At 66.5% G+C, this 26,843-nt stretch carries 25 protein-coding genes and 1 pseudogene; 16 read left to right on the forward strand and 10 right to left on the reverse strand.

What is annotated here, in order from left to right; translation table 11 throughout:
- Nucleotides 1–8: 8 nt before the first annotated feature.
- From CYD53_RS05415 to CYD53_RS05445, 7 genes are all read right to left on the reverse strand, one after another.
- Nucleotides 9–1,067 (reverse strand): sugar phosphate isomerase/epimerase family protein, encoded by a 1,059-nt coding sequence (locus CYD53_RS05415; RefSeq protein WP_103717059.1) that lies wholly within the window; start codon nucleotides 1,065–1,067, stop codon nucleotides 9–11.
- Between the two features lie 117 nt (nucleotides 1,068–1,184).
- Complete coding sequence (locus CYD53_RS05420; protein WP_103717060.1) at nucleotides 1,185–2,345, reverse strand: Gfo/Idh/MocA family protein; 1,161 nt, start codon at nucleotides 2,343–2,345, stop codon at nucleotides 1,185–1,187.
- Nucleotides 2,346–2,355: 10 nt separating this feature from the next.
- Complete coding sequence (locus CYD53_RS05425; RefSeq protein WP_103717061.1) at nucleotides 2,356–3,114, reverse strand: sugar phosphate isomerase/epimerase family protein; 759 nt, start codon at nucleotides 3,112–3,114, stop codon at nucleotides 2,356–2,358.
- Between the two features lie 26 nt (nucleotides 3,115–3,140).
- On the reverse strand, nucleotides 3,141–4,217 hold the full coding sequence (locus tag CYD53_RS05430) for an ABC transporter ATP-binding protein (RefSeq protein ID WP_103717062.1): 1,077 nt from the start codon (nucleotides 4,215–4,217) through the stop codon (nucleotides 3,141–3,143).
- A gap of 2 nt (nucleotides 4,218–4,219) precedes the next feature.
- The gene (locus CYD53_RS05435) at nucleotides 4,220–5,113 is read right to left on the reverse strand and encodes a carbohydrate ABC transporter permease (RefSeq protein ID WP_103717063.1); all 894 of its coding nucleotides are present in this window, start codon (nucleotides 5,111–5,113) and stop codon (nucleotides 4,220–4,222) included.
- Nucleotides 5,110–6,003, reverse strand: coding sequence for a carbohydrate ABC transporter permease (locus CYD53_RS05440; RefSeq protein WP_103717064.1), 894 nt, complete (start codon nucleotides 6,001–6,003; stop codon nucleotides 5,110–5,112). Before CYD53_RS05440 ends, CYD53_RS05435 begins: the two co-directional genes overlap by 4 nt.
- 118 nt (nucleotides 6,004–6,121) lie before the next feature.
- Nucleotides 6,122–7,366 (reverse strand): ABC transporter substrate-binding protein, encoded by a 1,245-nt coding sequence (locus tag CYD53_RS05445; RefSeq protein ID WP_103717065.1) that lies wholly within the window; start codon nucleotides 7,364–7,366, stop codon nucleotides 6,122–6,124.
- Nucleotides 7,367–7,657: 291 nt separating this feature from the next.
- Between CYD53_RS05445 and CYD53_RS05450 the strand changes: the two genes are divergently transcribed.
- Nucleotides 7,658–8,677, forward strand: coding sequence for a LacI family DNA-binding transcriptional regulator (locus tag CYD53_RS05450; RefSeq protein ID WP_245928092.1), 1,020 nt, complete (start codon nucleotides 7,658–7,660; stop codon nucleotides 8,675–8,677).
- A 102-nt stretch (nucleotides 8,678–8,779) separates the two neighbouring features.
- Here the strand turns inward: CYD53_RS05450 and CYD53_RS05455 are convergent, their stop codons facing one another.
- Complete coding sequence (locus CYD53_RS05455) at nucleotides 8,780–9,526, reverse strand: FadR/GntR family transcriptional regulator (RefSeq protein ID WP_103717066.1); 747 nt, start codon at nucleotides 9,524–9,526, stop codon at nucleotides 8,780–8,782.
- A 235-nt stretch (nucleotides 9,527–9,761) separates the two neighbouring features.
- Here CYD53_RS05455 and CYD53_RS05460 point away from each other — a divergent pair, with 235 nt between their 5' ends.
- The 11 genes from CYD53_RS05460 (at nucleotide 9,762) to CYD53_RS05510 (ending at nucleotide 21,222) form a co-directional block, all read left to right on the forward strand.
- Nucleotides 9,762–10,529 carry an HpcH/HpaI aldolase family protein gene (locus CYD53_RS05460; protein ID WP_210202288.1) on the forward strand — a complete coding sequence of 256 codons (768 nt, stop codon included), beginning with the start codon at nucleotides 9,762–9,764 and terminating at the stop codon, nucleotides 10,527–10,529.
- Nucleotide 10,530: 1 nt separating this feature from the next.
- A complete protein-coding gene (locus CYD53_RS05465; protein WP_103717068.1) occupies nucleotides 10,531–11,637 on the forward strand; it encodes a four-carbon acid sugar kinase family protein in 1,107 nt (368 codons plus the stop codon).
- Entirely contained in the window at nucleotides 11,634–12,674 is a 1,041-nt protein-coding gene (gene pdxA / locus CYD53_RS05470; protein WP_103717069.1) for a 4-hydroxythreonine-4-phosphate dehydrogenase PdxA, read from the forward strand. The genes CYD53_RS05465 and pdxA overlap by 4 nt, the downstream gene beginning before the upstream one ends.
- A gap of 36 nt (nucleotides 12,675–12,710) precedes the next feature.
- On the forward strand, nucleotides 12,711–13,871 hold the full coding sequence (locus CYD53_RS05475) for an iron-containing alcohol dehydrogenase (protein WP_103717070.1): 1,161 nt from the start codon (nucleotides 12,711–12,713) through the stop codon (nucleotides 13,869–13,871).
- 35 nt (nucleotides 13,872–13,906) lie between these two features.
- Nucleotides 13,907–15,340 (forward strand): FAD-binding oxidoreductase, encoded by a 1,434-nt coding sequence (locus CYD53_RS05480; RefSeq protein ID WP_245928093.1) that lies wholly within the window; start codon nucleotides 13,907–13,909, stop codon nucleotides 15,338–15,340.
- 66 nt (nucleotides 15,341–15,406) lie between these two features.
- On the forward strand, nucleotides 15,407–16,381 hold the full coding sequence (locus CYD53_RS05485; RefSeq protein ID WP_103717071.1) for a Bug family tripartite tricarboxylate transporter substrate binding protein: 975 nt from the start codon (nucleotides 15,407–15,409) through the stop codon (nucleotides 16,379–16,381).
- Between the two features lie 69 nt (nucleotides 16,382–16,450).
- Nucleotides 16,451–17,662, forward strand: coding sequence for a sialidase family protein (locus CYD53_RS05490; protein WP_103717072.1), 1,212 nt, complete (start codon nucleotides 16,451–16,453; stop codon nucleotides 17,660–17,662).
- A gap of 76 nt (nucleotides 17,663–17,738) precedes the next feature.
- Nucleotides 17,739–18,548 carry an ABC transporter ATP-binding protein gene (locus tag CYD53_RS05495; RefSeq protein ID WP_103717073.1) on the forward strand — a complete coding sequence of 270 codons (810 nt, stop codon included), beginning with the start codon at nucleotides 17,739–17,741 and terminating at the stop codon, nucleotides 18,546–18,548.
- On the forward strand, nucleotides 18,548–19,411 hold the full coding sequence (locus CYD53_RS05500; protein WP_103717074.1) for an ABC transporter permease: 864 nt from the start codon (nucleotides 18,548–18,550) through the stop codon (nucleotides 19,409–19,411). The genes CYD53_RS05495 and CYD53_RS05500 overlap by 1 nt, the downstream gene beginning before the upstream one ends.
- A 36-nt stretch (nucleotides 19,412–19,447) precedes the next feature.
- A complete protein-coding gene (locus CYD53_RS05505; RefSeq protein ID WP_103717075.1) occupies nucleotides 19,448–20,518 on the forward strand; it encodes an ABC transporter substrate-binding protein in 1,071 nt (356 codons plus the stop codon).
- Complete coding sequence (locus tag CYD53_RS05510; RefSeq protein WP_103717076.1) at nucleotides 20,515–21,222, forward strand: SDR family NAD(P)-dependent oxidoreductase; 708 nt, start codon at nucleotides 20,515–20,517, stop codon at nucleotides 21,220–21,222. Before CYD53_RS05505 ends, CYD53_RS05510 begins: the two co-directional genes overlap by 4 nt.
- Nucleotides 21,223–21,533: 311 nt before the next feature.
- Here CYD53_RS05510 and CYD53_RS05515 read toward each other — a convergent pair whose 3' ends face one another.
- On the reverse strand, nucleotides 21,534–22,097 hold the full coding sequence (locus CYD53_RS05515) for a TetR/AcrR family transcriptional regulator (RefSeq protein ID WP_103717077.1): 564 nt from the start codon (nucleotides 22,095–22,097) through the stop codon (nucleotides 21,534–21,536).
- Between the two features lie 110 nt (nucleotides 22,098–22,207).
- On the opposite strand from CYD53_RS05515, the gene CYD53_RS05520 reads away from it, so the two are divergent.
- The 4 genes from CYD53_RS05520 to CYD53_RS05535 all read left to right on the forward strand — a co-directional run bounded on the left by CYD53_RS05520 (nucleotide 22,208) and on the right by CYD53_RS05535 (nucleotide 26,630).
- Nucleotides 22,208–22,996, forward strand: a complete 789-nt coding sequence (locus tag CYD53_RS05520; protein ID WP_103717078.1) for an SDR family NAD(P)-dependent oxidoreductase — start codon at nucleotides 22,208–22,210, stop codon at nucleotides 22,994–22,996.
- A 61-nt stretch (nucleotides 22,997–23,057) separates the two neighbouring features.
- A complete protein-coding gene (locus tag CYD53_RS05525; RefSeq protein ID WP_103717079.1) occupies nucleotides 23,058–24,152 on the forward strand; it encodes an alkene reductase in 1,095 nt (364 codons plus the stop codon).
- A gap of 106 nt (nucleotides 24,153–24,258) precedes the next feature.
- Complete coding sequence (locus CYD53_RS05530) at nucleotides 24,259–25,260, forward strand: NADP-dependent oxidoreductase (protein WP_103717080.1); 1,002 nt, start codon at nucleotides 24,259–24,261, stop codon at nucleotides 25,258–25,260.
- Nucleotides 25,261–25,394: 134 nt separating this feature from the next.
- Nucleotides 25,395–26,630, forward strand: coding sequence for an MFS transporter (locus CYD53_RS05535; RefSeq protein ID WP_181011723.1), 1,236 nt, complete (start codon nucleotides 25,395–25,397; stop codon nucleotides 26,628–26,630).
- 13 nt (nucleotides 26,631–26,643) lie between these two features.
- Here the strand turns inward: CYD53_RS05535 and CYD53_RS05540 are convergent.
- A pseudogene (locus CYD53_RS05540) lies at nucleotides 26,644–26,843 on the reverse strand (IS5/IS1182 family transposase); the annotation flags it as partial.

Genomic DNA, 26,843 nt, shown 5'->3' on the forward strand with positions numbered 1-26,843 from the left:
CTCCTCGTTCAGGTCAGGCCCAGCATGCGGCGCAATTGCGCATCGTCGCTTCCGGCGCCGGCGAAATCATCGAACGCCTTGTCGGTGACGCGGATGATCTGGTCGGCGATGAAGGCCGCGCCCTCGCGTGCGCCATCCTCTGGGTGTTTCAGGCAGCACTCCCATTCCAGCACCGCCCAACGGTCATAACCGATGGCGGCGAGTTTGGAGAAGATCGCCTTGAAATCGACCTGCCCGTCGCCCAGCGAGCGGAAACGACCGGCGCGATCGAGCCAGGGCTGGAAGCCGGAATAGACGCCTTGCCGGCCGCTCGGATTGAACTCCGCATCCTTGACGTGGAAGGCGCGGATGCGCTCGGCATAGATGTCGATGAAAGCGAGATAATCGAGCTGCTGCAGCAGGAAATGCGACGGATCGTAATTGATCGCGCAGCGCGGATGGTTGCCGACGCGCTCCAGGAACATCTCGAAGGTCGCGCCATCGAAGACGTCCTCACCGGGATGGATCTCGTAGCAGAGATCGACGCCGGCCTCCTCATAGGCGTCGAGGATCGGCCGCCAGCGCCGGCCGAGTTCCTCGAAGGCGGTCTCGATCAGCCCCGGCGCGCGCTGCGGCCAGGGATACAGGAAGGGCCAGGCGAGCGCCCCGGTGAAGCTGACGCTGCCGCTGAGCCCAAGGCGGCGCGAGGCTTGCGCGGCCTTCATGAGCTGGTCGACGGCCCAGGCCTGGCGCGCCTGCGGCTTGCCCCTGAGGGCCGCTGGGGCGAAGCCGTCGAAGGCCTCGTCATAGGCGGGGTGGACGGCGACGAGCTGGCCCTGGAGATGGGTCGAGAGCTCGGTGATCGCGAGGCCATGGCTTGCCGCGATGCCTGCGACCTCGTCGCAATAGCTCTGCGAGCCCGCCGCCTTGTCGAGATCGAACAGGCGGGCATCGAAGGTCGGGATCTGGACGCCCTTGTAGCCGAGCCCGGAAGCCCAGCCGCAGATCCCGTCGAAGCTGTCGAACGGCGCGGCGTCGCCGGCGAACTGCGCCAGGAAGAGCGCCGGTCCTTTCATGGTGGCTGGCATCGGTCTCTCCTGCGCGTCCGGCGTCTCTGGTTGATGCTGCAGACCAGCTCCAGCCGGTCCCGGATTGGCCTCCGGAGCGTCTCCCCGGAGGAATAGGCGGCGAATCGCGAGCCCCGCTCAGCCCGCCGCAGCGCGCCAATAGGACGCCGCCTCCGCATCGGAGAGCGGCGCGGGCCGCTCTATGCGCGACTCCACCGCGATCGTGCCGCCATGCTCGCCGGCCCGCAGGATCGCATGCATGGCTTCCAGCACATGGGCCGCGAAAGCGCCCGACGCGCGATGCGGCGTTCCGTGCAGGACAGCGCTTGCCAATTCGGCGATGCCGAGGCAGCGGTAATTCGCCCGGTCTGGAGCGCTGGCGGGCCAGTTCGGCGAGCGCCAGTTCGGCTTGCCGTAGAGCCGGTCCGCGGAATCGAGCACCTGCCAGTCCTCGCCGCGCGCGGTGATCTCGACCGTGCCGCCGAAGAAATTCGGATCAGGCGCACGCAATGAGCCCTCAGTGCCGTAAAGCTCGATCGGCGGATGGCCGTGCTTCCACACGTCCCAGCTCATCGACAGCACGATGTCCGCGCCTTCCGCGAAATGCAGCAGCGCCATCACGGTCGTCGGCGTCTCGACCGTGATGCGGTCGCCCTTGCGCGCTCCCTCGGCTGTGACCAGCCGCTCGGCGAAACCGATCGAGGCGCGCGCCTGTACGCTCTCGATCGGCCCGAGCAGGTTGCACAGCGCGCCGAGATAATAGGGCCCGATGTCGAGGATCGGCCCGCCGCCGGGCTTGAAGAAGAACTCCGGATTCGGGTGCCAATGCTCCATGCCGTGGGACATCAGGAAGCAGGAACCCGCCAGGATGCGCCCGACCTTGCCACCATCGATCGTCTCCCGCGCGAGCCTTCCGCCCGCGCCGAGAAAGGTGTCGGGTGCGCAGCCGAGCTTCAGTCCGCGCCGATCAGCCTCTTGCACGAGGCGCAAGCCGTCCTCCGCCGAGACGCAGAGCGGCTTTTCCGAGAAGACATGCTTGTCCGCCGTGAGCGCGGCATGGCTCACCGCGAAATGGGCGTTCGGCGTCGTCAGATTGACGACGACATCGACCTCCGGATCACGCAGCAATTCATCGATCGTAAGCGCCCGGATGCCGAATTTTTCAGCCTGGGCGCGCGCGCTGTCCGCCAGGAGATCGGCGCAGGCGACGAGGCGTACGCCTCGAAACAGCGCGAGGTTCTGCATGTAGATGGTTGAAATGACTCCGCAACCGACGATTCCGACACCAAGTTCGGTCATGCCCTGCTCCTCAGCGCCAGGATGAGACGGTGGCGAAGGCGCGCCGGGCAAAGCGGGCGACATCGTTGGGCTTGTCGTGCTCGGCGACGAACAGCGTCACGCCGATCTCGTGGAGCACCGGCAGGAGCTCTCCCCAATCGAGCACGCCATGGCCGGGATCGGCCCAGCCATCCTCGTCCAGGCATTGGCCGGCAGGAGCGATGTCCTTGACATGGACGGCCTTGACGCGACCGGCATAGCGCCTGACCTCGGCTGCGGGATCGGCCCCGCCGCGCACGATCCAGGCAAGATCCGCCTCCCACAGAATGTCGGGCGCCTCCTGCAGCATGATGTCGAGGAAGCGCCGGCCATCCGCCGCCCTGCCATATTCCCAATGATGGTTGTGCCAGCCGAAGCTCAGCCCCTCGCCGGCGACGACCTTGCCGATCCGGTTGAGCTCCTGGCCGATGGCCTTCCATTCGGCCTCGCCGCCCTCGCGCTCGCCGAGCGGCGGTGCGGGTGCGTAGATCGTGCCGACGCCGAGATCGCGGCACAGCCTGACCGTCGCCACCGGGTCCGCCCGCAGGCGGTCCAGGCCGACGTGCGATGTCGGGGCCGCGATGCCGTGACGCTCGAGCAGCCCCTTCAGCCTGTCCGGCTCGTTCAGAAGCCCGCCGAAGGGCTCGACCTTGCGATAGCCGAGGCCGGCCAGCAGCTCGAACTGCGTCTCCAGCGGCTCGAGCATCCTGGCCGAGTAGAGCTGGAACGAAAGACCATCGAGCGGCGTCATGAGGCGTCCTTTCGGTTATGCGGGGGTCAGAGACGCCGGCCGGTGGCGGCGTCGAACAGGTTGAGCTTGTCGGCCGGCAGCCTGAGCTGCATCGCCGCGCCCGCGACGGTGCAGGCCTCCGCCGGCAGGCGCATCGAGAGCGGATGGCCGCCGACCCGCAGCCAGGCGAGCTGATCGCTACCCATCGGCTCGACCATCTCGATTTTGGCTGGAACGCCGCCGCCGGCTTCGACATGCTCGGGGCGGATGCCGAGCTCGACAGGCGCGCCGTCTTGCGGCGAGGCCTCGAAAGCGTAGCCGTTCAGCGGGATGGCGATGCCCTCGCTCAGAAAGCAGGGCGCGCCCTCCCTCACCGCGAAGGCGCCGGGCAGGAAGTTCATCGCCGGCGAGCCGACGAAGGAGGCCACGAACCGGTTCGCCGGCCGGCGGTAGATCTCATTGGGCGTGCCAAGCTGCTGGATCACCCGGTCCTTCATCACCGCGATGCGGTCGGCCAGCGTCAGCGCCTCGATCTGGTCGTGGGTGACGTAGATCATCGTCGCCGCCAGGCGCTGGTGCAGGCGCTTGATCTCGACCCGCAATTCGGCGCGAAGCTGGGCGTCGAGATTGGAGAGCGGCTCGTCGAACAGATAGACGCCGGCATCGCGCACCAAAGCGCGGCCAATGGCGACGCGCTGGCGCTGGCCGCCAGAGAGCTCGGCCGGCCGGCGATCGAGCAATTCGGTGATCTGCAGCGTCGCTGCGGCAGCCTTGACCCGCCGCTCGATCTCGGGCTTCGGCATGCCGGCGACCTTGAGGCCGAAGGACATGTTGCCGCGCACGGTCATGCGCGGATAGAGCGCATAGGACTGGAACACCATGGCGATGCCACGATCCTTCGGCTCCTCCCAGGTGACGTTCTTGCCGCCGATCCAGATTTGCCCGGCCTGCACGTCGATGAGGCCTGCGACCGCGTTCAGCAGCGTCGACTTCCCGCAGCCGGAGGGACCGAGCAGGACGATGAACTCCGATTGCGCCACATCGAGATCGAGCTTCTCCAGCACGCGCACCGCGCCGAAGGAAATCTCGACCCCGCGAATGGAGACGTCGCAAAGCTTGCCCATGGTCAGCCTTTCACCGCGCCGGCGGCGATGCCGCGCACGAACCAGCGCCCGGAGGCGAAATAGACGGCGAGCGGGACCAAGGCCGTGAGGAGCGTCGCGGCCATGTCGACATTGTAGGCGCGCTCGCCCTGGGTGGAGTTGACGATATTGTTGAGCTGTACGGTCATCGGCAGGTTCTCGCGCCCGGCGAAGATCAGCCCGAGAATGAAGTCGTTCCAGATGCCGGTGACCTGCAGGATGACGGCGACGATCAGCATCGGCGTTGCCATCGGCAGCATCACCGACCAGAAGATGCGGAAGAAGCCCGCCCCATCGACGCGCGCGGCCTTGAACAATTCCTGCGGCAGCGAGGCGAAGTAATTGCGGAACAGCAGCGTCATCGTCGGCAGGCCGAAGATGGTGTGGATCAGCACGATGCCGAGGATCGAGTTATTGATCCCGGCAAAGGCGAAGACGCGCACCAGCGGGTAGATGAAGATCTGGTAGGGCACGAAGGCCACGATCATCAGGGCGCCGAAGAGCAGGCCTGCCCCGCACACCCGCCAAAAGGACAGCGCGTAGCCGGTGAGCGAGCCGACCGCGATCGAGGCGGCGACGGACGGCAGCAGGATCTTCACAGAATTGGCGAAGCCGACGCTGATGCCGTCGCATCTCAGCCCGGTGCAGGCCGCCGACCAGGCCTTGATCCAGGGCTCCAGGGTCGGCGCGCGCGGCAGGGCCAGGATCGCCCCGAGGCGGATCTCCTCCATCGGCTTGAGCGAGGTGACGAGCATCACATAGAGCGGCGTCAGGAAGAACAGCGCCGTCACGGTCAGGAAGGCGTAGACGCCGATGCGGGCGGGCGTCAGTCGGCGCGGCCGCATGCCGGCGGGCTGGGTCACGGCGAGCGCGCTCATGCCTGCGCCCTCCGCGTCCGGCGGCTCTGCCAGACCAGCCAGGGCGCGACCACAGCGGCAACCGTGATCAGCATCGAGGTCGCGGCCGCCGTGGCAAGGCCGAGATTGCCGCGCTCGAACAGGTGGTCCATGACGAATTTCGCCGGCACCTCCGAGGCGACCCCGGGTCCGCCATTGGTCATCGCGACCGAGAGGTCGTAGAGGCGCACCACGCTGGTCGCGAGCAGGACGGCGGCGGTGGCGAAGCTCGCGCCGAGCATCGGGATCACGATCGAGAGATAGACCCGCCAGGGCGGCAGGCCGTCGATCCTGGCCGCCTTCCAGATATCCTCGTCGATGCCGCGCAGGCCCGCCAGCATGATCGCCATGACGAGGCCCGCCGCATGCCAGACGGCGGCGAAGACCAGCGTGTAGATCACCATGTCCTGGCGCACGATCCAGTCGAAGCGGAAGGACGGGAAACCGAGGTCCCGGACCATCTTCTCGATGCCGAAGCCCGGGTTCAGCAACCACTGCCAGACCAGGCCGGTGACGATGAACGACATCGAATAGGGGTAGAGGAAGATCGAGCGCAGCGTGTTCTCGGCCCGCACGCGCTGATCGATCGCCACCGCCAGCAGGAAGCCCAGCGCCAGGCTCGCGATCAGGAACAGCGAGCCGAACACGGCAAGATTGGCGACCGAGACCTGCCAGCGCTCATTGCCCATCAGGGAGGCGTACTGGCGCAAGCCCACGAAGGTGGAATTCGGCAGCATCCGCGACGATGTCAGCGAGATCCACACGGTCCAGGCCGTGCAGCCGAGATAGACCACGACGAGGACCAGCAGCGCCGGCGACAGAGCGAGGCCCGCTGCGAGCCGGGACGCGGTTCGGTGTCTCACGAGGGGCATGACAAAGCTCCGCCGCCGAGCGACCTAAGGGGAATGGGTGATGCTCCGGGGAGCCCCTGGAGCCGCCCTCGCCTGTCAAGGCGAGGGCGATGAGGCGAGTGAAGGTCCCGCCGGGCCGTCAGAAAGGCTGCTTCAGCACATCGGCGACCTTCGCCATGAAGGCGTCGGCGGTCATCGCCGGCGTGTTCCAATATTGCGAGATCACATCCTCCATCGCGCCGGTCAGGGCGGGAGGCGAGAGCATCTCCTGGGCAGCAACCTGATGCTTCTTGTCCGCCAGGAGCTTCACCGCCTTCTGCGCGCAGGCGTCGAGGGAGCTGACATCGAGATCGAGCCGGACCGGGATCGAGCCCTTCTTCTGGGCGAAGCGGATCTGCGTTTCCGGCTCGAGCATCACCTTGGCGAGCACCAATTGCGCCTTCTGCTGGGCAGGATCCTTGAGCTTGGGAAAGGCAAAGACGTCGCCTCCCATCACATAGCCGCCCTCGTTCGAGAGGATAGCGCAGCCGAACTCCTTGCCCGCCGTCTGGCCGGCCGCGGCGAACTCGCCCTTGGCCCAGTCGCCCATGATCTGCATCCCGGCCTTGCCCTGGATCACCAGATTGGTGGCGTCGTTCCAGTTCCGTCCGGGGGCGCCCGGGTCGATATAGCCGCGCAGCTTGCCATAGGTCTCGGCGACCGCCCTGAATTCGGGGCTCCTGGCCGCGGCCGGGTCGCGCTTGCCATGGATCGCCGCCCAGAGCGCAGTACCGCCCTTGCCGACCAGCACAGCATTGAAGAGGCCGCGCTCCCAGGTCTTCTGGCCGCTGAAGGCGAGCGGGATCAGGCCCGCAACCTTGAGCTTCTCGAGCGCGACGAGCGCCTCGTCCCAGTTCGCGGGCTCGGATGCGCCGGCCTTCTCGAGCGCGGCCTTGGACAGCCACAACCAGTTCTGCCCGTGGATATTGACCGGCACAGCATACATCTTGCCGTTGCGGGTCGTGGCGTCGATGATCGCCTGAGGCATGAAGCTCTTCCACTTCTGCTCGGTCGCGATCTGATCGACGTCGCGCAGCAGATCGTTCTCGACCAGTTCATCGAACTGCTTGCCGGTGTTGAACTGCATGGCGGTCGGCGGCGTGCCGCCGACGACGCGGTTGATGGCGGCAGTGCGGGCGTTGACGCCCCCGGCGATCGCCGTATCGACCCAGGTTCCGCCCGCTTTCGCGAACTGTTCGGCGAAGACCTTCACCGCCGCCGACTCGCCGCCCGAGGTCCACCAATGGATGACCTCTGCCTTCATCTCCTGCGCATTTGCCGCCTGGAACGAGGCGCCGGCCGCGCACGCCAAGGCGAGAGCCGTCAAGCAAGGCTTGAGCTTCATGATCCTGTCCTCCCTGTCTTCGCATCGTCGTTGAGCCCGTGTCCGGGTGCGCTGCGATTTCGATTTGTAATCGATTACATTTTTTCCCATACTGCCACAGGGACGACGACTGTCAAGCCGTTCGTGGACGCCGTCTTGGCAGGCCGCCGGGATAACGATAGGGCAGATAGAAGCTGGAGCATTGCGCGAAAAACTGGGCACCGATTTTTCGCGCAATGCTCTAAACTTTTAGAATCGATCACGTTTTTCGTATTCGGACGTTCCGTCCGAATACGACGGGATCTTGGGACGATGATGGACGAACGGCTGCGCAAACCGAGGATCGACGACGTCGCCAGGCGAGCGGGCGTCTCGACCGCCACTGTGAGCCGCGCCCTCGCCACTCCCGACCAGGTGAAGCCGAAAACGCGCGCAGCCGTGGAAAAGGCAGTGCTGGAAACGGGTTACGTGCTCAATGTCGCGGCTCGCAATCTGCGCACCAACCGCACCCATGCCGTGCTCGCCGTGGTGCCCGACGTCGCCAACATCTTCTTCTCGCAGGTGCTGCGCGGCATCTCCGACACCTTGCACCAGCATGGCTACCGGCTGGTGATCGCCGATACCGGCAACGATCCCGAGCGCGAGCGCGACCATGCCGAATTCGCCCAGGCCGGCTGGGTCGACGGCCTGCTGCTGCTGAACGGGCGCCTGCTGCCCACCCCGCCTGGAGGGCGCCGGCGCCTCGCCGTACCGACGGTCAGCCTGTGCGAGCGCATCCCGGGCTCCGACATCCCCTATGTCGAGACCGCGAACCGCGAGGCGGCGCGAGCGATGACGGAGCACCTGCTGCAATTGGGCCACCGCCGCATCGGCTATGTCTGCGGCCCGCCCAACAACATCCTGGAGCATGACCGTTTCGCCGGTTATCGGGATGCGCTGGCAGCGCGGGGCCTCGTCCCCGACCTCGCGCTGGTGCGCCCGGGCGACTATACGCTGGCCGCGGGCGAGGCCGCAGCGAGCGCCTATCTGGCACTTCCCGAGCTTCCCGACGCGGTCTTCGCCAGCAACGACGCCATGGCGATGGGCCTGATCCGGGGCTTTACCGCCGCCGGCCTCTCGGTGCCGGAGGCGATCTCGATCGCCGGCTTCGACGACATCGAGTTCGCCGGCGCCTACAACCCCGCCCTCACCACCGTGCATCAGGCCCGCAGCGAAATCGGCGCGCGCGCCACCACGATGCTGATCGATCTGATCGAGGGCCGCCAGCCTGCAAGCCGCGAGGTCCATCTGCCGGCCGAGATCGTCATGAGGGACAGCACGCGCGAGCGCTGAGCGAAGGCGTTTTCGAGCGAAGTCGACACCGGACGACGCAGATAAAGCACGCTACAGCAAATGTTCAGAGCAAATTCCGGCCCAGTTGGCTCGAAGATGACTCTAAAGGGCAAGATCCAGGACGCGGCCTTCGAAGAGCCGATCATAGGATCCCTTGATGTGCATGCGCATCGCGTCGCGCGCCGCCTCGGCGTCGCGGGCGCCAATTGCCGCGAAGATGCGCGCATGCTCGTCCAGCACGCCGGCAAGGCCGCCCGCCGGTCCGAGCAGCGAAAGCCCGTGCAGCTTCATGCCGACATTGATGTGGTCCTTCAGTGCCTGCATCGACGACAGGAAGAAGTAGTTGTTCGCCGCCTCCGCAATGGCGATGTGGAAGGCGTAGTCGGCATCCTCGCGGTGGCGGTGCGCATGGGTGGTGTCGCGCAACAACTCGAAAGCGCTGCCGATGGCCTCCAGCGCCGCCGGATTATGGCGCTTGGCGGCGTAGAAGGCGTTGGCCGGCTCCACCTCGAGCCGGAACTCGTAACAGCGCTGCACATCCGCGATCGTGCCGACGGGCGCGAAGGCCAGCGCCCTGCCCTGTTCCGCCTCGCCCCCGCGCACGAAGGTGCCCGCGCCCTGGCGGGAAAAGATCAGCCCGTCCTCGCGCAGGCGGCGCAGCGCCTCGCGCACCACCGGCCGCGACACGCCGTAGATCGCCGACAGGTCGTGCTCGCCGGGCAGTCGCGAATGGCTGGCATATTCACCCGAGGCGATCCGGGCGCGCAATTGATGATGCACGCGCTGTACCAATGGCGAGGGCGGAGTGGCGCCCCCGGAACGCGCCGGCTTGCTTGAGGTCTGATCCATGGCCGCATGCTTACAACTATTTACAAATCAGTCAATCGCCTCGTCAAAACGCCGATAAAGGCCGGTATCGGCATACAAATTACAACATGTTGACATATCTGACTGGATGATGTTCAACCCCGTCAAGGCCCGAAGAGGCCGGCTCATGGAGGCATCCCAAGGACCGCGCGCTACGGCGCAACCGCCCGCCTTCCGTGATCCGCTGCCCCGATGGGTGTCTTTCAGCAGGTGGATGATGGCTGACGTCAGGACGAACCGTTTCAAGCGCGATCTCGGCAAGCGGCAGATGCTCGGCATCTTCTCGACGCTGGCCAGCCCCACCCTCACCGAGCTGTTCGCGCAGGTCGGCTTCGACTGGATCCTGATCGACACCGAGCATAGCCCCAATGAGCCCGGCGATGTCGTTGCCCAGTTGCAGGCGATGTCGGCGCTGCCGGCGGAAGCGATCATCCGGCCGGCCTGGAACGACATGGTGCTGGTCAAGCGTGTGCTCGATCTCGGCGCCCAGACCCTGCTCTTCCCTTATGTTCAGAATGCCGAGGAAGCGGCCCGCGCCGTCAGCTACACCCGCTATCCGCCCCATGGCGTGCGCGGCGTCTCCGGCAGCTCGCGTGCGGCGGCCTATGGCTTGATCCCGGATTATTTCGCCAAGGTGCAGCAGGAGATCTGCGTCATCGTGCAGATCGAGACGATCGAGGCGCTGGCCGATATCGAGAAGATCGCCGCCGTCGACGGCGTCGACGCCGTCTTCATCGGTCCCGCCGACCTCGCCGCCTCGATGGGCCACCTCGGCAATACGCAGGCCCCCGAGGTTCAGGCCGCGATCGATGACGGCTTCCGTCGCCTAAAGGCCATCGGCAAGCCGGCCGGCTACCTCACCAACAACGAGGCCGAGGCCGTGCGGCGCGTCGCGCAAGGCATCAATTTCGTCGGCGTCGCCAATGACACCACGATCGTGGTGCGCGGCTCCAAGGCGCTGCTTTCGGCGGTGAAGGCGAGCTGAGATGGCCCCACTCCGGCTCCTGGCGGACGACCTGACCGGCGCGCTCGACAGTGCCGCCGCGTTCGGCTCGCCCGCCGAGCCGGTCGCGGTCCGCTGGCATGGCGAGGTTCCCGCCACGGGCGCCATCGCCATGGACAGCCGCAGCCGTGAGGTCTCGGCAGAGCAAGCCCGCAGCGCCGTCGCCGCGATCGCTCCCGCCCTGTGGGCACGGGGTTTGGGCCTCGCCTATAAGAAGATCGACAGCTTGTTGCGTGGACAGGAGGTCGCCGAGATCGCTACGATCCTCGACCTCCTGCGCCCCGCCTATTGCATCATCGCCCCGGCCTTCCCGGCGCAGCGCCGGATCACGCGCGGCGGCAGGCAATATGCCTGGGCGGATGGCGACTGGCGCGCAGCGCCCACCGATCTCACTGCGGGGCTTGCAGTGGCGGGCCATCCCGTCACGCAAGCCGTTCCGGGAGATGCCCTGCCCGCAGGCATCAGCCTCTGGGATGTCGAGACCGACGCAGATCTCGACGCCGTCATCGCAACCGCCTCCGGGCTCGATGACGTGCTCTGGGTCGGCAGCGCGGGGCTGGCGGCAGCGCTCGCGCGGGCAGCCGGCATCGTCCGCCGGATCGATGACCGCCCGCTCGCAGGCAAGGTTCTCGGGCTCGTCGGCTCCGACCATGCGGCGATCGGCCAGCAGCTTGACCGGCTCGGCCCGCTCCACATCGTTCTGGGTCCTGCCAGCAATGCCGAAATCGCCCGGCGCCTCACCCATGACGGCATCGTCTTCGCGAGCGTCGCGTTGCCGGACGGCACCTCGCGCCGCGACGCCGCCGCGCTGATCGACGCGCGGCTGGCCGCCCTCCTGCAGCACCTCGACCGCCCGGACACGCTGTTCGCCGCTGGCGGCGAGACCCTGCGCAGCATCTGCGAGAGCCTCGGCACTGAGCGTCTCGACGTCACCGGCGAGATCATGCCGGGCGTGCCGCGTTCGATCATGCGCGGCGGTCGCTGGGACGGCGTCGCCGTGATCTCGAAATCGGGCGCCTTCGGCGCGCCGGACCTTCTTCAACAGCTCGCCGCGACCCGGGTCGCGGCCTTTGCCGGAGCGGCAGCATGAAACCTCACCTTGCCATCACCATGGGCGATCCCGCCGGCGTCGGTCCCGAGATCATCGTCAAGGCCTGCCTCGCGCTGAAGGACAGGCTGGCGAGCGGCGATCTGCGCCTGCTTGTCATCGGCAGCAATCCCGCGCTTGCCCAGGCACGCCGCCTGCTCGGCGCCGACATCGTCATTCCCGAGGTCTCCGAGACCGAGGCCTGGCCGCATCTCGCCTGTTTGCAGGCCGGGCCGGAGGGCGAACCGATCCGCCCGGGCGTGCTCTCCTCCGATGGCGGCCGCTTTGCCTATCTCGCGGTCGAGAAGGGCGTGAAGCTCGCCCAGGCCGGCCGCATCGGCGGCATCGTCACGGCGCCGCTGAACAAGGAGGCGCTGAACAAGGCCGGCTACAAATTCGCCGGCCATACCGACATGCTGGCGACGCTGACCGGCGCCAAGGGCTCGGTGATGATGCTCGCCCATGGCGGCATGCGGGTGAGCCATGTCACCACCCATGTCGCTCTCAAGGACGTGCCCGCCAGGCTGACCCCGGAGCGGCTGCGCTATGTGCTCGACCGCACCGACGAGGCGCTCTCCGCGCTCGATCTCGGCCGGCGCAGGATCGCGGTCGCCGCGCTCAACCCCCATGCCGGCGAAGGCGGGTTGTTCGGCCGCGAGGATGACGAGATTTCCGCGCCGACCATCGCCAGGGCGGTCGCCGACGGCCTCGACGTCGTCGGGCCGGTGCCGGGCGACACGGTCTTCGTCAAGCTCCGCGCCGGCCAGTACGACGCCGTCGTCGCGATGTATCACGACCAAGGCCACATCCCGGTGAAGCTCCTGGGCTTCAACGTGAATCCGGAAACTGGCACCTGGGATTCACTCTCGGGCGTCAACATCACGCTTGGCCTGCCGATCGTCCGGACTTCCGTCGACCATGGCACCGCCTTCGACATCGCCGGCAAGGGCATCGCCAACGAGCTCAGCCTGGTCGAGGCGATCGAATACGCCGAAAAACTGGCGGCAGCGCGCGGCCTCAGTGCCGACCGCGCGGCCTGACTGCGCCAAAAGCCAAAAGCACAAAGGGAGGCGACCATGAACATCCACGCGCCCAGCCCCATCGCCGTTGCGAGCCTCGCCACGCCGATCGCGATCACCCGACCGAAGATCATCGAGTTCGGCTCCGGCACGGTGCCACTCGCCGGGCGTTGGGCTGCGGCCCAGGCGCTTTCGCGCATCCTCGTCGTGGCGGATGCCTTCAACGCCGCCCGCGTCGATCTGCTCGGCTTGACCGGCGAGGTCACGATCTTCGGCGAGGTCCGCCCCGAGCCCGACGTTCCCAATCTCGAGGCCGTGCTTGCCGTCGCAGAAATGGTGAAGCCTGACCTCGTCATCGGCTTCGGCGGCGGCAGCGCCATGGACCTCGCCAAGCTCGTCGCTGTCCTGCCGGGCTCCGGCCAGTCTCTCCAGGACGTCGTCGGCCCCGAGAAGGTCGCAGGCAAGCGCGCGGCCCTGATGCAGGTGCCGACCACCGCGGGCACCGGCAGCGAGGCCGGCACGCGCGCCCTGGTCACCGACCCCAAGACGCAGAACAAGCTCGCCGTGCAGAGCCTGCACATGCTCGCCGATATCGCCGTGATCGACCCCGACCTAACGCTGACCCTGCCGCCGGCGGTGACCGCTGCGACAGGCGTCGATGCCATGGCCCATTGCGTCGAGGCCTTCACCAGCCTGAAGGCGCATCCGCTGATCGACATGTATGCGCTCGAGGGCGTGCGCCTGGTCGGCCGCTTCCTCGGTCGCGCCATCGCCGACGGCTCGGACATCGAGGCCCGCGCCGGCCTCTCGCTCGCCTCGCTTTATGGCGGCTACTGCCTGGGTCCGGTCAACACGGCGGCCGGCCACGCCGTGGCCTATCCGCTCGGCACGCGCCACCATATCGCCCATGGCGCCGCCAACGCGCTGATCTTCCCGCATACGCTCGCCTTCAACGCGCCGGCCGCGCCGGAAAAGACCGCCGCGATCCTCGCCGCGCTCGGGCTGAAAGCCTCGACCCGGCAGGAGGAGGTCTTCGCGGGCGCCCATCGCTACTGCGCCGAACTCGGCTGCGAGATGAAGCTGTCGCGTCTTTCGGTGCCGCGCGACGACCTCCCGGCCATGGCGAGCGAGGCTCACGCCATTCGCCGCCTGCTCGACAACAACCCGCGCGACATCAGCCGCGACGAGATCCTGGCCCTCTACGAGGCCGCCTATTGAGCGCCGCCCGCCAGACGCGAACGGGGAGAGACACGATGACAATCCATGCCACGCCCATGATCGTCGAGCGCCTGGCGGCGATCGTAGGGGCGCGGCATGTCATCGGGCCCGATGGCGACCAGGAGCCTTATCTCGTTGACTGGCGCGGGCGCTATCGCGGCACGGCCGAGGCGATCGTCAAGCCGGCGAGCACCGCCGAGGTCGCCGGCGTGGTCAAGCTCTGCGCCGAGCTCGGCTTCGCCATCGTCCCGCAGGGCGGTAATACCGGCATGTGCGGCGCGGCGACCCCGCTCAACGGGCGGCCGAATGTGGTGCTGCGGCTCGACCGCATGAACACGATCCGCGCCATCAGCCGGCTCGGCGATTCGATCGCGGTCGATGCCGGCTGCATCCTCGCCGATGTCCAGAAGGCGGCCGAGTCAGCCGACCGCCTGTTCCCCTTGAGCCTCGGCGCCGAGGGCTCCTGCCAGATCGGCGGCAATCTCTCGACCAATGCCGGCGGCACGGCCGTGCTGCGCTACGGCACGGCGCGCGAGCTCACCCTGGGGATCGAGGCCGTGCTGCCGGACGGCTCCATGCTCGACCTGATGACAAGCCTGCGCAAGGATTCCACCGGCGTCGATCTCAAGCAGCTCTTCATCGGCGCCGAGGGCACGCTCGGCATCATCACCGGCGCGGTGCTGAAACTGTTCCCGCGCCCGCGCCAACGCAGCGTCGCGCTGGCCAAGGCCGAGGATATCGAGGCGGTGCTCGATCTCCTGGCGCTGGCCCGCACCGAGCTCGGCGACCGGCTCGGCGCCTTCGAGGTGATGTCGCGCGGTCAGGTCGAGGTCATCGCCGAGCACGTGCCCCATGTGGCGATCCCCTTCGCGCTCGATGCGCCCTGGTTCGTGCTGATCGAACTCGTCGACACGTTGCGGGGCATCGACCTCTCCGCCGAGATGGAAGCGATGCTGGCCTCGGCCTTCGAGCGCGGGCTGATCGGCGACGCTCTCGTCGCTTCAAGCGAAGCCCAGGCCGCCGCGCTCTGGACCATCCGCCACAGCGTCTCGGAAGGCTCCAAGCGCGCCGGCTACGTCGTCTCGCATGACAGCGCCGTGCCGCTCGAACATCAGGCCGAATTCGTGCGCCGGGTCGAGGCGCGTATCGCGGCACTCCGGCCCGAAGCGCGCATCGTCATGCATGGCCATCTCGGCGACGGCAACATCCATGTGCTCGCCATCCTGCCCGGCATCGCCGCCGACCAGCGCGAGACGCTCGCCCCCATCGTCAGCGCGATCAACCGTGCGGTCGACGAGGAGACGGCGGCGCTCGGCGGCAGCATCAGCGCCGAGCACGGCATCGGCATCGCCAATAAGGAGCGCCTCAACCATGTGACGGCGCCGCGCGAAATGGCCTTGCTGCGGCAGGTCAAGGGGCTGCTCGATCCGCGGGGGCTGATGAATCCGGGCAAGGTCCTCAGCGACTGACCGGGCGTCGCTCTTCGGCGACCCGACGACGCGATACGAACAAGAATGATGCGAGGGAGAACAGAGATGAACCGCCGCGATGTCCTGGCTGCACTGAGCCTCCTGCTCGGCCCGGCTCCCGCCTTCGCGCAAGGCGCCGGCTACCCGTCGAAGCCGGTCAGCATGATCGTGCCCTTCTCGGCCGGCGGCACCGCCGACATCTTCGCCCGCATGGTCGGCGAGCATCTGCAGAAGAGCTGGGGCCAGCCCTTCGTGACCGAGAATGTCGGCGGCGCCGGCTCGATCGTCGGGATCACGCGGATCGCGCGCGGGACACCGGACGGCAGCATCCTCGGCCTCGCCTCGACTTCGGGCCTCTCGATCAACCCGACGCTCTACGGGGCGAAGCTGTCCTATCGCCCGGCGCAGGACCTCCTGCCCATCGCCCAGATCAGCATGGTTCCGAACGTGCTCGTAGTGAACCCCGACAAGATCAAGGCACGAACCGTCCCGGAGCTGATCGCCCATCTCAGGGCCAATCCGGACAAGGTCTCCTTCGGTTCGGCCGGCGTCGGCACCTCGCAGCATCTGGCGGCCGAATTGTTCAAGCAGATGACCGGCACGCAGATGACGCATGTGCCCTATCGCGGCTCGAGCCAGATGGTCACCGACCTCATCAGCGGCAACATCGATCTCGCCTTCGACAATGTGCCGTTGCTGCTGCCGCAGGCGGCGGGCGGAAAGCTCGCCCTGATCGCGACCGCGACCGCCAAGCGCGCGGCCTTCGATCCCAACCTGCCGGCGCTGTCGGAATATCTCCCCGGCTTCGAGGCTGTCGCCTGGCACGGCTTCGTTGCTCCTGCGGGAACGCCCAAGCCCGTGATCGACAAGCTCTCGGCCGAGATTCGCAGCTTCATGCAGAAACCGGAGACGGCCAAAAAGATGGATGAGGTCGGCGCCATCGCGGTTGCACTCGGCCCCGACGAATTCGCCGCCTACATCGCCTCGGAAACCACCCGCTGGAAGGCGGTCATCGAGGCGGCCGCCATCAAGATCGACTGAGCCGCCTCGACAGCGGCGCCGGACCAGGCGGGCGAGAGGCCTGCGCAGACCAGAAGGAGGCCTTCCGAAATGGGAGCCCATTCGACCGATATCGCACCCGCCGGCCTCTCCGAGCGCAGCGGCATCCTGCATCCGCGCGAGGGCGATGCGCGGCGCATCGAGGCCTATCTGCCCTCCCCTTGCGTCCAGAACCACGCGGCCAACATCGCCGTGCTCGGCAATGGCGATCTCGCCATCGTCTGGTTCGGCGGAACGCAGGAAGGCATCCCGGACATCTCGGCCTATTTCTCGCGATTGCCCCAGGGCGGCGAGCGCTGGTCGGCCCCGGTCAAGCTCTCCGACGATCCGGCGCGCTCCGAACAGAACCCGGTGCTGTTCACCACGCCCGCTGGCGAGCTCTGGCTGATCTGGACCGCGCAGATCTCCGGCAACCAGGACACGGCGCTGGTGCGCAAGCGCGTCTCGCATGACCATGGTCTGACATGGGGGCCGATCGAGACCCTGTTCGAGGCGCCCAAGGGCCATGGCCTGTTCGTGCGCCAGCCTCCTGTCGTGCTCGACAATGGCGATTGGGTGATCCCGGTCTTCCATTGCGTCAGCGTGCCCGGAGCCAAATGGGTCGGCGATCACGACATCAGCGCCGTGCGTGTCTCCTCCGACGCCGGCAAGAGCTGGACGGAGCATGTCGTGCCCGGCTCGACCGGCTGCGTGCACATGAACGTGCTGAAGACCGGGGATGGCCTGCTGGCGCTCTATCGCAGCCGCTGGGCCGATTTCATCTATGCCAGCCGCTCGAGCGACGGCCGCAACTGGACGGCGCCCGAGCCCACCGCGCTGCCTAACAACAACTCCTCGATCCAGGCGACCGTGCTGACTGATGGCCGCATCGCGCTCGTCTTCAACCACTCCAGCGCGGCCGACGCGACCGACCGGCGCACCGGCCTCTATGACGACATCGAAGACGAGGAAGGCGCCACGCCACAAGCCGAGGCCGTGCCAGCCCCGGCCGCGACGCATCGCACCGCCTTCTGGGGCGCGCCGCGTGCGCCGATGACGCTGGCGCTCTCCTCCGATGGCGGCCGGAGCTGGCCCGTGATGCGCGACCTCGAGACCGGCGACGGCTTCTGCATGACCAACAACTCCAAGGATCAGCTCAACCGCGAATTCTCCTACCCGTCGATCACGCAGACGCCGGACGGAGCGCTGCACATCGCCTTCACCTATTTCCGCCGCGCCATCAAATACGCCCGGGTCGCGCCAGATTGGGTGGCCGAAACCTGAACAAGATCAGGGGCCTGAACAAGACCAAGCCTGAACAAGACCAAGAACAGCAAGACCAAGAACAGGGAGACCGCAGATGCCTGCACTCGCTCAAGTCCACCCGCTGAATACGGCGCCAGCGTCGCAGCATGATCTCATCCGCATCCGCAGCCTCGACAAGACCTATGCCGGCGGCAGCGTGCATGCGCTGTCGGCGATCGATCTCGACATCAAGGATGGCGAGTTCGTCTGCGTCGTCGGCCCTTCCGGCTGCGGCAAGTCGACCTTGCTGCGCATCCTCGCCGGGCTCGACGATTACGACACCGGCACGGCGGCGCTCGATGGCAAGACGATCTCCGGCCCCTCGCGGGATGTCGGCGTCGTCTTCCAGGCCGCGAACCTGCTGCCCTGGCTGACCGTGCGCGAGAACATCGCCTTGCCGCTGCGCGTCGGCGGCAAGCAGGTCGGGCAGGCCGAGGATATCGACCGGTTGCTCGATGTCGCCGGCCTCAAGGATTTCGGCGAACGCTTCCCCTATGAACTCTCGGGCGGCATGCAGCAGCGCGCCGGCATCTGCCGCGCTTTGGTGCGCTCGCCCCGCGTCCTGCTGATGGACGAGCCTTTCGGCGCGCTCGACGCATTGACCCGCGAGCGCATGAACCTCGAATTGCAGCGCATCTGGCAGGCCAGCCGCAAGACCGTGCTCCTGATCACGCATTCGATCTCGGAGGCGATCTTCCTCGCCGACCGCGTGGTCGTGATGTCGGCCCGGCCCGGCCGCGTCATCCGCGAGCTTGAGGTACCGATCCCGCGCCCGCGCAGCAACGACACCATCATCAGCCACCCCGCCTATCCGGCGCTGGCCAAGGAAATCCGCGGATTGCTCAACGCGCAGGGAGACGAATGATGAGCCAGGCGCAAACCACCATCATTGCAGACAGCGTCGCGATCGAGCGCGCGCCCCCAAAACCCAAGGCCAAAGCCAAGGACGGCAGCGGCGTCAACGGCACCGCGATCACGCTGATCGGCCTCGTCGTCCTGTTCGGCGGCTGGGCGCTGGCGGTGAAATATCTCGAAGTGCCCTCCTACATCCTGCCGACGCCACTGGCGGTCTGGAAGGCGCTGTGGTCGGGCATTGCGGTCAGCCCGTCGAGCCCGCTCGGCTACTACCTGCCGCTCTGGGGCACGCTCAAGAACGCCGCCATCGGCCTCTTCCTCGGCTCGGCGCTTGGCCTGACCCTGGGTTCCCTCATGGCGGAAAGCCGGCTGATCGAAAAGCTGATCATGCCCTATGCCTTCGCGCTGCAGAGCCTGCCGAAAGTCGCGATCGCCCCGCTGATCGTAATCTGGTTCGGCTTCGGTGACGGTTCCAAGATCGCGATCTCGGCATTGCTCGCCTTCTTCCCGATGCTGATCAACAGCTTCACCGGCCTGCGTGCCGTCGAGCCCGAGCGCATCGACCTGATGCGCTCGCTCTCGGCCTCACGCTTCGAGACCTATCGCATCGTCAAGCTGCCCAACGCCGCGCCCTTCATCTTCGCCGGGCTCGACATGGCAGTGGTCTACGCGCTGCTCGGCACCATCGTCGCGGAGTTCCTCGGCGCCCAGCAGGGCATGGGCGTCGTCATAACTCAGGCGCAGGCGGTGACCGATGTGGCCGGCGTCTTCGCCGCCCTCGTCATCCTCGGCGCAATGGGAATCCTGCTCCACGGCATCGTCCGCGGACTGGAAAAAAGAATCGTCCACTGGGGCGATCGCGGTCGGAAATAACCAAGCAAAACCAACAACCAACCCTGGGAGAACGTCATGATCAATCGCAGGCAATGGCTTCAGGCGAGCAGCGCCTTCGCTGCGGCCCTCGCGCTGGGACCGCGCTCGTCCTTCGCGCAGGCGACGCGGACCGTAAAGGTCGGTGTCGGGCTGAAATCGCTCAACTCCAGCGTTATCAACCTCCTGATCGGCGAGGCGCTCGGCTACAATGCCGAGGAAGGCTTCAAGGTCCAGGGGCTGGCGCTCGGCGGCAACGCCAATGTCCAGGTGGCGACCGATAAGGGCGACGTCGACGTCGGCATCGGCGTGCCGTCCTATGCCCTGCCGATCCTGGCCCGCAACGAGTGGGGCAATTCGCAATGGTTCTACCAGTACACCTACCCCTATAAATGGGACATTGCGGTCAAGCCCGGCTCGACCGCCAAGGCCTATACCGACCTCAAGGGCAAGAATATCGGCGTCTCCGATTTCGGTGGCACCGAATATCCGGTCACCCGCAACGTGCTGAAGTCGCTCGGCGTCGATCCCGACAAGGACGTGAAATGGACGGCCGTCGGCGCCGGCGTTCCAGCCGGTGTCGCCCTGCAGCGCGGCGCCATCGACGCCCTCGCCTATTACGACACCGGCTTCGGTATCATCGACGGCGCCGGCATCCCGCTGGAGCTGCTCGCGCGCCCCAGCAACCTGCCGATGATCGGCGGCCAGTTCCTGATGGGCCTGCGCCAGAGGATCCAGGCCGAGCGCGATCTCTTCATTGGCTTCGGCCGCTCGACCGCCAAGGCCTCGCGCTTCATCCTGGAGAACCCCTCGGCCGGCGCGAAAGCCTTCCTCAAGCTCTATCCCGAGACCGCCCCGCGCGGCTCCAGCGAGGAGCAGGCGGTGAAGTCGGTGCTGGAGGCGATCAGCCGGCGCATCAAGCTCTATGAGCCGCCTTATGCCGGCGCCAAGATGGGCAGCATCCGGGTCGACGAATTCGTCACCGAGGCGAAGATGAACGACTGGGACATCAAGGACTTCTCGAAGATCTATACCAATGACCTGATCGACAAGATCAACGACTTCGACGTCGAGAAGATCAGGGCGCAGGCGCGGTCCTTCACCGGATGACGCCGGCGCTTTCGACACCAGACGGGCGTGCGAAACGCGCGCTCGTCACCGGCGCGAGCTCGGGCATCGGCGCGGCGACCGTGCGCCATCTGCTTGACCTCGGCTGGAGCGTCATCGGCTTCAGCCGCAGCGCGCCCGATCTGACGCATGAACGCTTTTCGGCCGTCTCCGTCGACATCGCCGACAGGGCGGCGCTCGACGCCGCCCTTGCGGGCCTGGGTCCGGTCGATGCGCTGGTCCATGCCGCCGGCATCCTGCGCGTCGGCACGCTTGGCCAGCTCGACCCCGAAAACGGCCGGGCAATGTGGCGACTACACGTCGATGCGGCCGAACAGATGGTCGAGCATCTCGTGCCGCGCCTGCCCGATGGCGGCCGCATCGTCCTGATCGGCAGCCGCACGGCGGCGGGCTCGGCCGGGCGGGCGCAATATGCCGCGACCAAGGCCGCGCTTGTCGGCATGGCGCGCTCCTTCGCCATCGAACTCGCTCCACGCCGGATCACCGTCAACGTCGTGGCGCCCGGCGCAACCGACACGCCGATGCTGAAGGACCCCAGGCGCGCCTCAGTTGCTCCCAAGATGCCGCCCATGGGCCGCCTGGTGAAACCGGAGGAGGTCGCGGCCCTGACCGGATTCCTGCTCTCGGAGCCGGCCGCAAGCATCACCGGGCAGCAGATCGTCGTCTGCGGCGGCGCTTCGCTTTGAGCAGCCCGCGCGGTCGGCCGGCCCTCGCCGAAAGGTATGCGGCATGACCGAGCACTGGCCACCCCGTTGCTGCACTGTGGACCCGGCTTGGGCAACCTGCTGCGGCGTTTGATGCCAGCGAGGATGGTCGACAAGGCGTCGCGCCAGCAGTTCGGTCGGCTGGCCTGATCGCAGCCGCGACGCTCTCATCAACAAGCCCTGCCCTTGATTTTTAGTCCGATGGCGCCATTCGAGAGGCCTGCGTGGCGCATTGCCCTACCAGCCCCGAGACTGCGACACCAAAAGCTGCCCACGTCATGCAGACGGCTGGGCTAACGCGCAACCTGTTGACCAAGCCCGGCATCGACCCACTCACGCGTCTGTTCGAGAATCTCATCCGAAAGCGCCGGGTCGTCGATAGCGCGGGACAGGATCACGGCCCCCACCATCGCAGCCCAGCTCCCGATCGCCGCGCGACGCCGGTCGGCCTCCTCCAACTCCGGGAGCGCCTTGCCGATACGGTCGATCTGCGATCGAAGGCCTTCGGTCATGGCCGCGCGTGCCGCCGGGGACTGAAGGCGGACAGCCGCGGCAAGGCCCGCAGTCGGGCACCCGCCAGCGCAGTTGTCGCGATGCCGGGGCGCAAGATAGGCATCCACATAAGCGCGAAAACCGCCGCCTCCGCTCGTATCGACGGCGAGAGCATGGACAAGAGTCTGCGCGATCAGGTCGTCTTTCGAAGCGAAATGGCCATAGAAGCCGCCATGGGTGAGCCCGGCGGCTTTCATCACCTCCGCCACGCTGACCGCGTCGAATCCCTTGTCGCGGAACAGCCGGCTGGCAACCTCCAGAATCCGGCGACGGTTCTCCGCCATCTGCTCTCGACTGACCTTCATTTCAAAATTCTCCGCCGGCCCCGTTGACACTTACATGATGAGCATCATATTTAATGACAATCATGATGATCGTCATGAATATAGGTTCCCGAAGAGAAAAGAGCAATCCTATGACCACGATCCCCTCAGTCCTCGTCACCGGCGCCTCCACCGGCATCGGAGCCGCCTATGCCGAGCGCTTCGCGCGCCGTGGGCACGACCTTGTGCTGGTTGCCCGTGACATCGCTCGAATGGAGGCCCTGGCGGCCCGTCTGCGTCAGGACAACGGCGTCGCGATCGACATCATCCAGGCCGACCTCACCAAGGCCGACGAGCTTGCAACGGTAGAGACGCGGCTGCGCGACGACGCCCGTATCGGGATCCTTGTCAACAATGCCGGAACGGCCATCGGCGGAAGCTTCATCGAGCAGGCCACCGACGACGCCGCGCGGCTCGTCGCCCTCAACACGACCGCGGTTCTGCGGCTTGCCAGCGCCATCGCCCCGCGTCTAGCGAAGGCCGGCGAGGGAGCGATCGTCAACATCGGCTCGGTGGTCGGGCTGGCGCCCGAGTTCGGGATGACGGTGTACGGTGCGACCAAAGCCTTCGTGCTGTTCCTCTCGCAGGGTCTCAGCCTCGAGCTCGGGCCGAAGGGCGTCTACGTCCAGGCCGTGCTTCCCGCCACGACGCGTACGGAAATCTGGGACCATGTTGGCGCCGACGTCAACGCGCTCTCCAACGTGATGGAGGTGGCCGATCTGGTCGATGCGGCGCTGGTCGGCTTCGACCGCCGCGAACCGGTGACCATTCCGCCCCTTCCCGATGCCGGGCAGTGGGACGCGTTTCAGGCCGCGCGCCAGGCCATGCTTCCCAACTATCGGAACGAACTGCCCGCGGAGCGCTACCGCACCCCTGCCTGAACAGCGCCCACGCCATCTCGACAAACCACTCCGCCCCGGCGGAGGCCAGAACAGGTGACTGATGACAATCAAAACACTGTTTGAGCCCTATATTCTTGGCTCACTGATCCTCTCAAATCGTATCGTGATGGCGCCCCTGACGCGCAATCGGGCGGGCGCGGGCTTCGTTCCAGGCGATCTGGCCGCCGAGTATTACGGCCAGCGAGCTTCGGCCGGCCTGCTGATCTCCGAGGCCACGCAAATCTCGCGGCAGGGCCAGGGTTACCAGGACACGCCCGGCATCTACACGCAGGCTCAGATCGACGGCTGGCGCAAGGTCACCACTGCCGTGCACGCCAGGGGCGGGCGGATTTTCCTGCAGCTCTGGCATGTCGGCCGTGTCTCTCATGTCGACCTCCAGGAGAACGGAGCGGCACCGGTTGCGCCCTCGGCGATCCGGGCTCAGACCAAGACGTTTGCCAATAACGGCTTCGTCGATGTCTCGGAGCCGCGCGCGCTCGAACTGGATGAACTGCCGGGCATCGTGGAAGACTTCCGCAAGGCAGCCGCGAACGCGATCGCCGCCGGCTTCGATGGTGTCGAGATTCATGGCGCAAACGGCTATCTGCTCGACCAGTTCGCCAAGGATGGCGCCAATGTCCGCACCGATGCTTACGGCGGCTCGGTCGAGAACCGCGCCCGTCTGATGATCGAGGTTGCGGCTGCGGTGGTCCAGGAGGTTGGCGCTGAGCGCACCGGCATCCGCATTTCGCCCGTTTCGCCCGCCAATGATGTTTCGAGCAGTGATGCTCAGGCGCAGTTCGACTATATCGTCGACCAGCTCAATGCTCTGGGCATCGTCTACATTCATGTGGTCGAGGGCGCCACGGGTGGGCCGCGCGATGTCGCGCCGTTCGATTTCGGATCGCTCCGCCGGCGCTTCAAGAACACCTATATCGCCAATAACGGTTACAATCTCGAGCTCGCGACGTCGCGGTTGGCGGAGGACAAGGCCGATCTGTTCGCCTTCGGCCGCCCCTTCATTGCCAATCCCGATCTGGTTGAACGGCTGAAAACCAGCGCACCCCTCGCTGCCGTCGACCCGACAACGATCTATGGCGGGGGCGCCGCCGGATACACCGACTACCCTGCCATCGCCGCCCAAGACGGCCGCTAATCCTTCGCTGCCGCGCGCAGGCGCGGCCCGATCCTCATGCCTTGCCTGCGAGAGCCATTGCCTAGCTCGAGGCTAGCATCTGCAGCAGGCTGGAGAACAGAGCGTCATGAAGGCTTTCATCCTCGACAAATACAAGAAGAACGGCGCTCTGCGCTTCAGCGAGATGCCGGAGCCGACGTCGCGGGATGACGATGTCCTGGTCGAGATCCACGCGGCCGGGCTCAATCCTCTGGATTCCAAAATCCGCGATGGAGCGTTCAAGCCCATTTTGCCCTATCGCCCGCCCTTCATCCTGGGCCACGACCTGGCCGGAACCGTCGTTCGGGTCGGATCAAGGGCCCGTCGCTTCAAGCCGGGCGACGAGGTCTATGCCCGGCCGCGCGATGGCCGGATCGGGACATTCGCGGAATTCATCGCCGTGAACGAAGCCGACCTGGCGCTGAAGCCCAAGAACCTCACCATGGAGGAAGCCGCTTCCATCCCCCTCGTGGGACTGACGGCCTGGCAGGCCCTGGTCGAGCGAGCGAAGCTGGCGAAGGGGCAGAAGGTTCTCGTCCATGCCGGTTCCGGTGGCGTGGGCACTTTCGCGATCCAGTTGGCCAAGCATCTCGGCGCGACCGTCGCGACGACGACGAGCACGGCGAATGTCGAGCTGGTCAAGAGCCTCGGCGCCGATGTCGTCATCGACTACAAGATGCAGGACTTCGAGAAGGTCCTGTCCGGCTACGACGTGGTCTTGAACAGCCTGGATGGCGACACGCTCCAAAAATCCCTGAGCGTGTTGAAGCCCGGCGGCAAGCTAATCTCGATCTCCGGTCCGCCGGATCCCGCTTTCGCCAGGGAACAGGGACTGAACTGGTTCCTGCAGCAGGTCTTGCGTCTTCTGAGCTTCGGCATCCGAAGGAAGGCCAAAGGCCGGGGGGTGAGCTATTCTTTCCTGTTCATGCGAGCGAACGGCGCACAACTGCGCCAGATCACAGCGTTGATCGAAGCCGGGATCATTCGCCCCGTCATGGACCGGATCTTCCCCTTCGAAGCGACCAATGAAGCCTTGGCCTACATCGAAACCGGACGGTCAAAGGGCAAGGTCGTCGTCAAGCTGAGGTGAGTTGCCCTGCCTGGAAGCAAGGGTCGCGGCGCCAAGAATAGGAGCGCCTTCGCGAGCGAGGATATTTCGTCTGGCTTTTCCCGGGGAAGCCGGGCAGATGGTTCCTGGAGGAAGCGTCCTGGATATCCGGAGCCGTGACAGACAAGGCCCATAGCGGTTCGGTCGCCGCGCTTGGCGCGATCGTTGCCGGAGCGCTGATCCTGCAGGTGGCCGGCACGATCGTGAACACGGTCGTGCCTTTGCGGATGGCGGTCGCGGGCCAGCCTCCGCTCCTGATCGGTCTGGTCGGCTCGGCCTATTCGATCGGCTTTCTCGTCGGTTGCTTCGCGATTCCCTCACTGGTGCGCCGCATTGGCCATATTCGTGGCTTTGCCGTCTTCGCTGCGCTTCAGGCCGCCTCGACCTTGAGCTTCCCGATGATTCCCGAGGCTTTGTGGGGCGTGGCGCGGCTCGTCATGGGCCTGTCGGCCGCCGGCCATGGCATCTGCATCGAAAGCTGGATCAGCGGCCAGGCCAAGGGCAGCAATCGCGGCCGCATCTTCGGCATCTACCAGATCCTCAACCGCCTCGCCTTGATCGGCTCCCAGATCGGCGTCGGCTATGTCGCGATCCAGGCGCATGACGTCTTTCTCTACGCCAGCATGGCGTTCTCCTTCGCGCTGATTCCCGTGGCGCTGACCCGGGCGCGCGGCCCTGAATCGAGCGAGGTCGTCTCGGTCAGGTTGCGGACCTTGTGGCGGCATGCGCCGGCCGCCGTCATCGGCTGCCTCTATGTCGGCCTGGTCGGTGGTCCCTTGACCAATGTCGCGCCCGCCTACGGCATCCTGACCGGCCTCGACCAGAGAGCGACGATCCTGCTGACCGCCGCGATCCAGATCGGCGCGCTCATGCTGCAATGGCCGATGAGCCTGCTCGCGGACCGCATTGCCAGCCGCGTCATCATGCTGACCGCCGCGAGCGCAGTCGCATTGGCTGCGACCCTGCTCGGGGTGCTGCTGCAATTGGGTACGGCGCATGATCGGATATGGCTGTTTAGCCTGTTCACCCTGATCGGCGGCTGCGGCATCCCGCTCTACACGGTCGCCATTGCGCACGCCTATTTTCGCCTGGGACAGGAGCAGGCGGTCGGCCTTTCGGCCCGGCTGCTCTTTCTCTGGGGCGTCGGTTCGGCCATCGGGCCGCTCGCGGCGACACTGTTCATGCAGCTTCTCGGCCCGCAGGGTTTGCTCGCCTATCTCGTCATGCTGTCGGTCGCAACGGCCGCCTATCTCGCCCTGCGCATCTCGCGCAACCCTTCGCCGGTCATCCCCGAAAGCGAGCGCGGCCTCACGTCGCCGACCATGCCCGACATCGAATTGGGCAAGCGCTAGGACCTGTGGACACTTATCGGAGCCATAGGACGGTTGCGGCGAGAGTGACGACGGCGAGGTAGTTCCTGGCGGTCTTTTCGAAGCGGGTTGCGACCCTTCGGAACTGCTTGAGTTTGCCGATGCAGCATTCGACGAGGTGACGTTGAGCATAGAGCTGCTGGTCGAGCGGGTGCTTTTTGGCGCGGGACGGATTGTTGGGGATCACGGCCAGCG

The sequence above is a fragment of the Allobosea psychrotolerans genome, assembly GCF_002917105.1.
GTDB lineage: Bacteria > Pseudomonadota > Alphaproteobacteria > Rhizobiales > Beijerinckiaceae > Allobosea > Allobosea psychrotolerans.

Excerpts from the sequence above, each read along its gene's own strand:
- CYD53_RS05430 (WP_103717062.1), bottom strand. The coding sequence starts at position 4,217 with ATGGGCAAGCTTTGCGACGTCTCCATTCGCGGGGTCGAGATTTCCTTC.
- CYD53_RS05425 (WP_103717061.1), bottom strand. The coding sequence starts at position 3,114 with ATGACGCCGCTCGATGGTCTTTCGTTCCAGCTCTACTCGGCCAGGATG.
- CYD53_RS05530 (WP_103717080.1), top strand. The coding sequence starts at position 24,259 with ATGAAGGCTTTCATCCTCGACAAATACAAGAAGAACGGCGCTCTGCGC.
- CYD53_RS05505 (WP_103717075.1), top strand. The coding sequence starts at position 19,448 with ATGATCAATCGCAGGCAATGGCTTCAGGCGAGCAGCGCCTTCGCTGCG.
- CYD53_RS05445 (WP_103717065.1), bottom strand. The coding sequence starts at position 7,366 with ATGAAGCTCAAGCCTTGCTTGACGGCTCTCGCCTTGGCGTGCGCGGCC.
- CYD53_RS05455 (WP_103717066.1), bottom strand. The coding sequence starts at position 9,526 with ATGGATCAGACCTCAAGCAAGCCGGCGCGTTCCGGGGGCGCCACTCCG.
- CYD53_RS05450 (WP_245928092.1), top strand. The coding sequence starts at position 7,658 with ATGATGGACGAACGGCTGCGCAAACCGAGGATCGACGACGTCGCCAGG.
- CYD53_RS05480 (WP_245928093.1), top strand. The coding sequence starts at position 13,907 with ATGACAATCCATGCCACGCCCATGATCGTCGAGCGCCTGGCGGCGATC.
- CYD53_RS05420 (WP_103717060.1), bottom strand. The coding sequence starts at position 2,345 with ATGACCGAACTTGGTGTCGGAATCGTCGGTTGCGGAGTCATTTCAACC.
- CYD53_RS05435 (WP_103717063.1), bottom strand. The coding sequence starts at position 5,113 with ATGAGCGCGCTCGCCGTGACCCAGCCCGCCGGCATGCGGCCGCGCCGA.
- CYD53_RS05515 (WP_103717077.1), bottom strand. The coding sequence starts at position 22,097 with ATGAAGGTCAGTCGAGAGCAGATGGCGGAGAACCGTCGCCGGATTCTG.
- CYD53_RS05500 (WP_103717074.1), top strand. The coding sequence starts at position 18,548 with ATGAGCCAGGCGCAAACCACCATCATTGCAGACAGCGTCGCGATCGAG.
- CYD53_RS05485 (WP_103717071.1), top strand. The coding sequence starts at position 15,407 with ATGAACCGCCGCGATGTCCTGGCTGCACTGAGCCTCCTGCTCGGCCCG.
- CYD53_RS05465 (WP_103717068.1), top strand. The coding sequence starts at position 10,531 with ATGGCCCCACTCCGGCTCCTGGCGGACGACCTGACCGGCGCGCTCGAC.
- pdxA (WP_103717069.1), top strand. The coding sequence starts at position 11,634 with ATGAAACCTCACCTTGCCATCACCATGGGCGATCCCGCCGGCGTCGGT.
- CYD53_RS05510 (WP_103717076.1), top strand. The coding sequence starts at position 20,515 with ATGACGCCGGCGCTTTCGACACCAGACGGGCGTGCGAAACGCGCGCTC.
- CYD53_RS05525 (WP_103717079.1), top strand. The coding sequence starts at position 23,058 with ATGACAATCAAAACACTGTTTGAGCCCTATATTCTTGGCTCACTGATC.
- CYD53_RS05415 (WP_103717059.1), bottom strand. The coding sequence starts at position 1,067 with ATGCCAGCCACCATGAAAGGACCGGCGCTCTTCCTGGCGCAGTTCGCC.
- CYD53_RS05490 (WP_103717072.1), top strand. The coding sequence starts at position 16,451 with ATGGGAGCCCATTCGACCGATATCGCACCCGCCGGCCTCTCCGAGCGC.
- CYD53_RS05440 (WP_103717064.1), bottom strand. The coding sequence starts at position 6,003 with ATGCCCCTCGTGAGACACCGAACCGCGTCCCGGCTCGCAGCGGGCCTC.
- CYD53_RS05520 (WP_103717078.1), top strand. The coding sequence starts at position 22,208 with ATGACCACGATCCCCTCAGTCCTCGTCACCGGCGCCTCCACCGGCATC.
- CYD53_RS05475 (WP_103717070.1), top strand. The coding sequence starts at position 12,711 with ATGAACATCCACGCGCCCAGCCCCATCGCCGTTGCGAGCCTCGCCACG.
- CYD53_RS05495 (WP_103717073.1), top strand. The coding sequence starts at position 17,739 with ATGCCTGCACTCGCTCAAGTCCACCCGCTGAATACGGCGCCAGCGTCG.
- CYD53_RS05460 (WP_210202288.1), top strand. The coding sequence starts at position 9,762 with ATGGCTGACGTCAGGACGAACCGTTTCAAGCGCGATCTCGGCAAGCGG.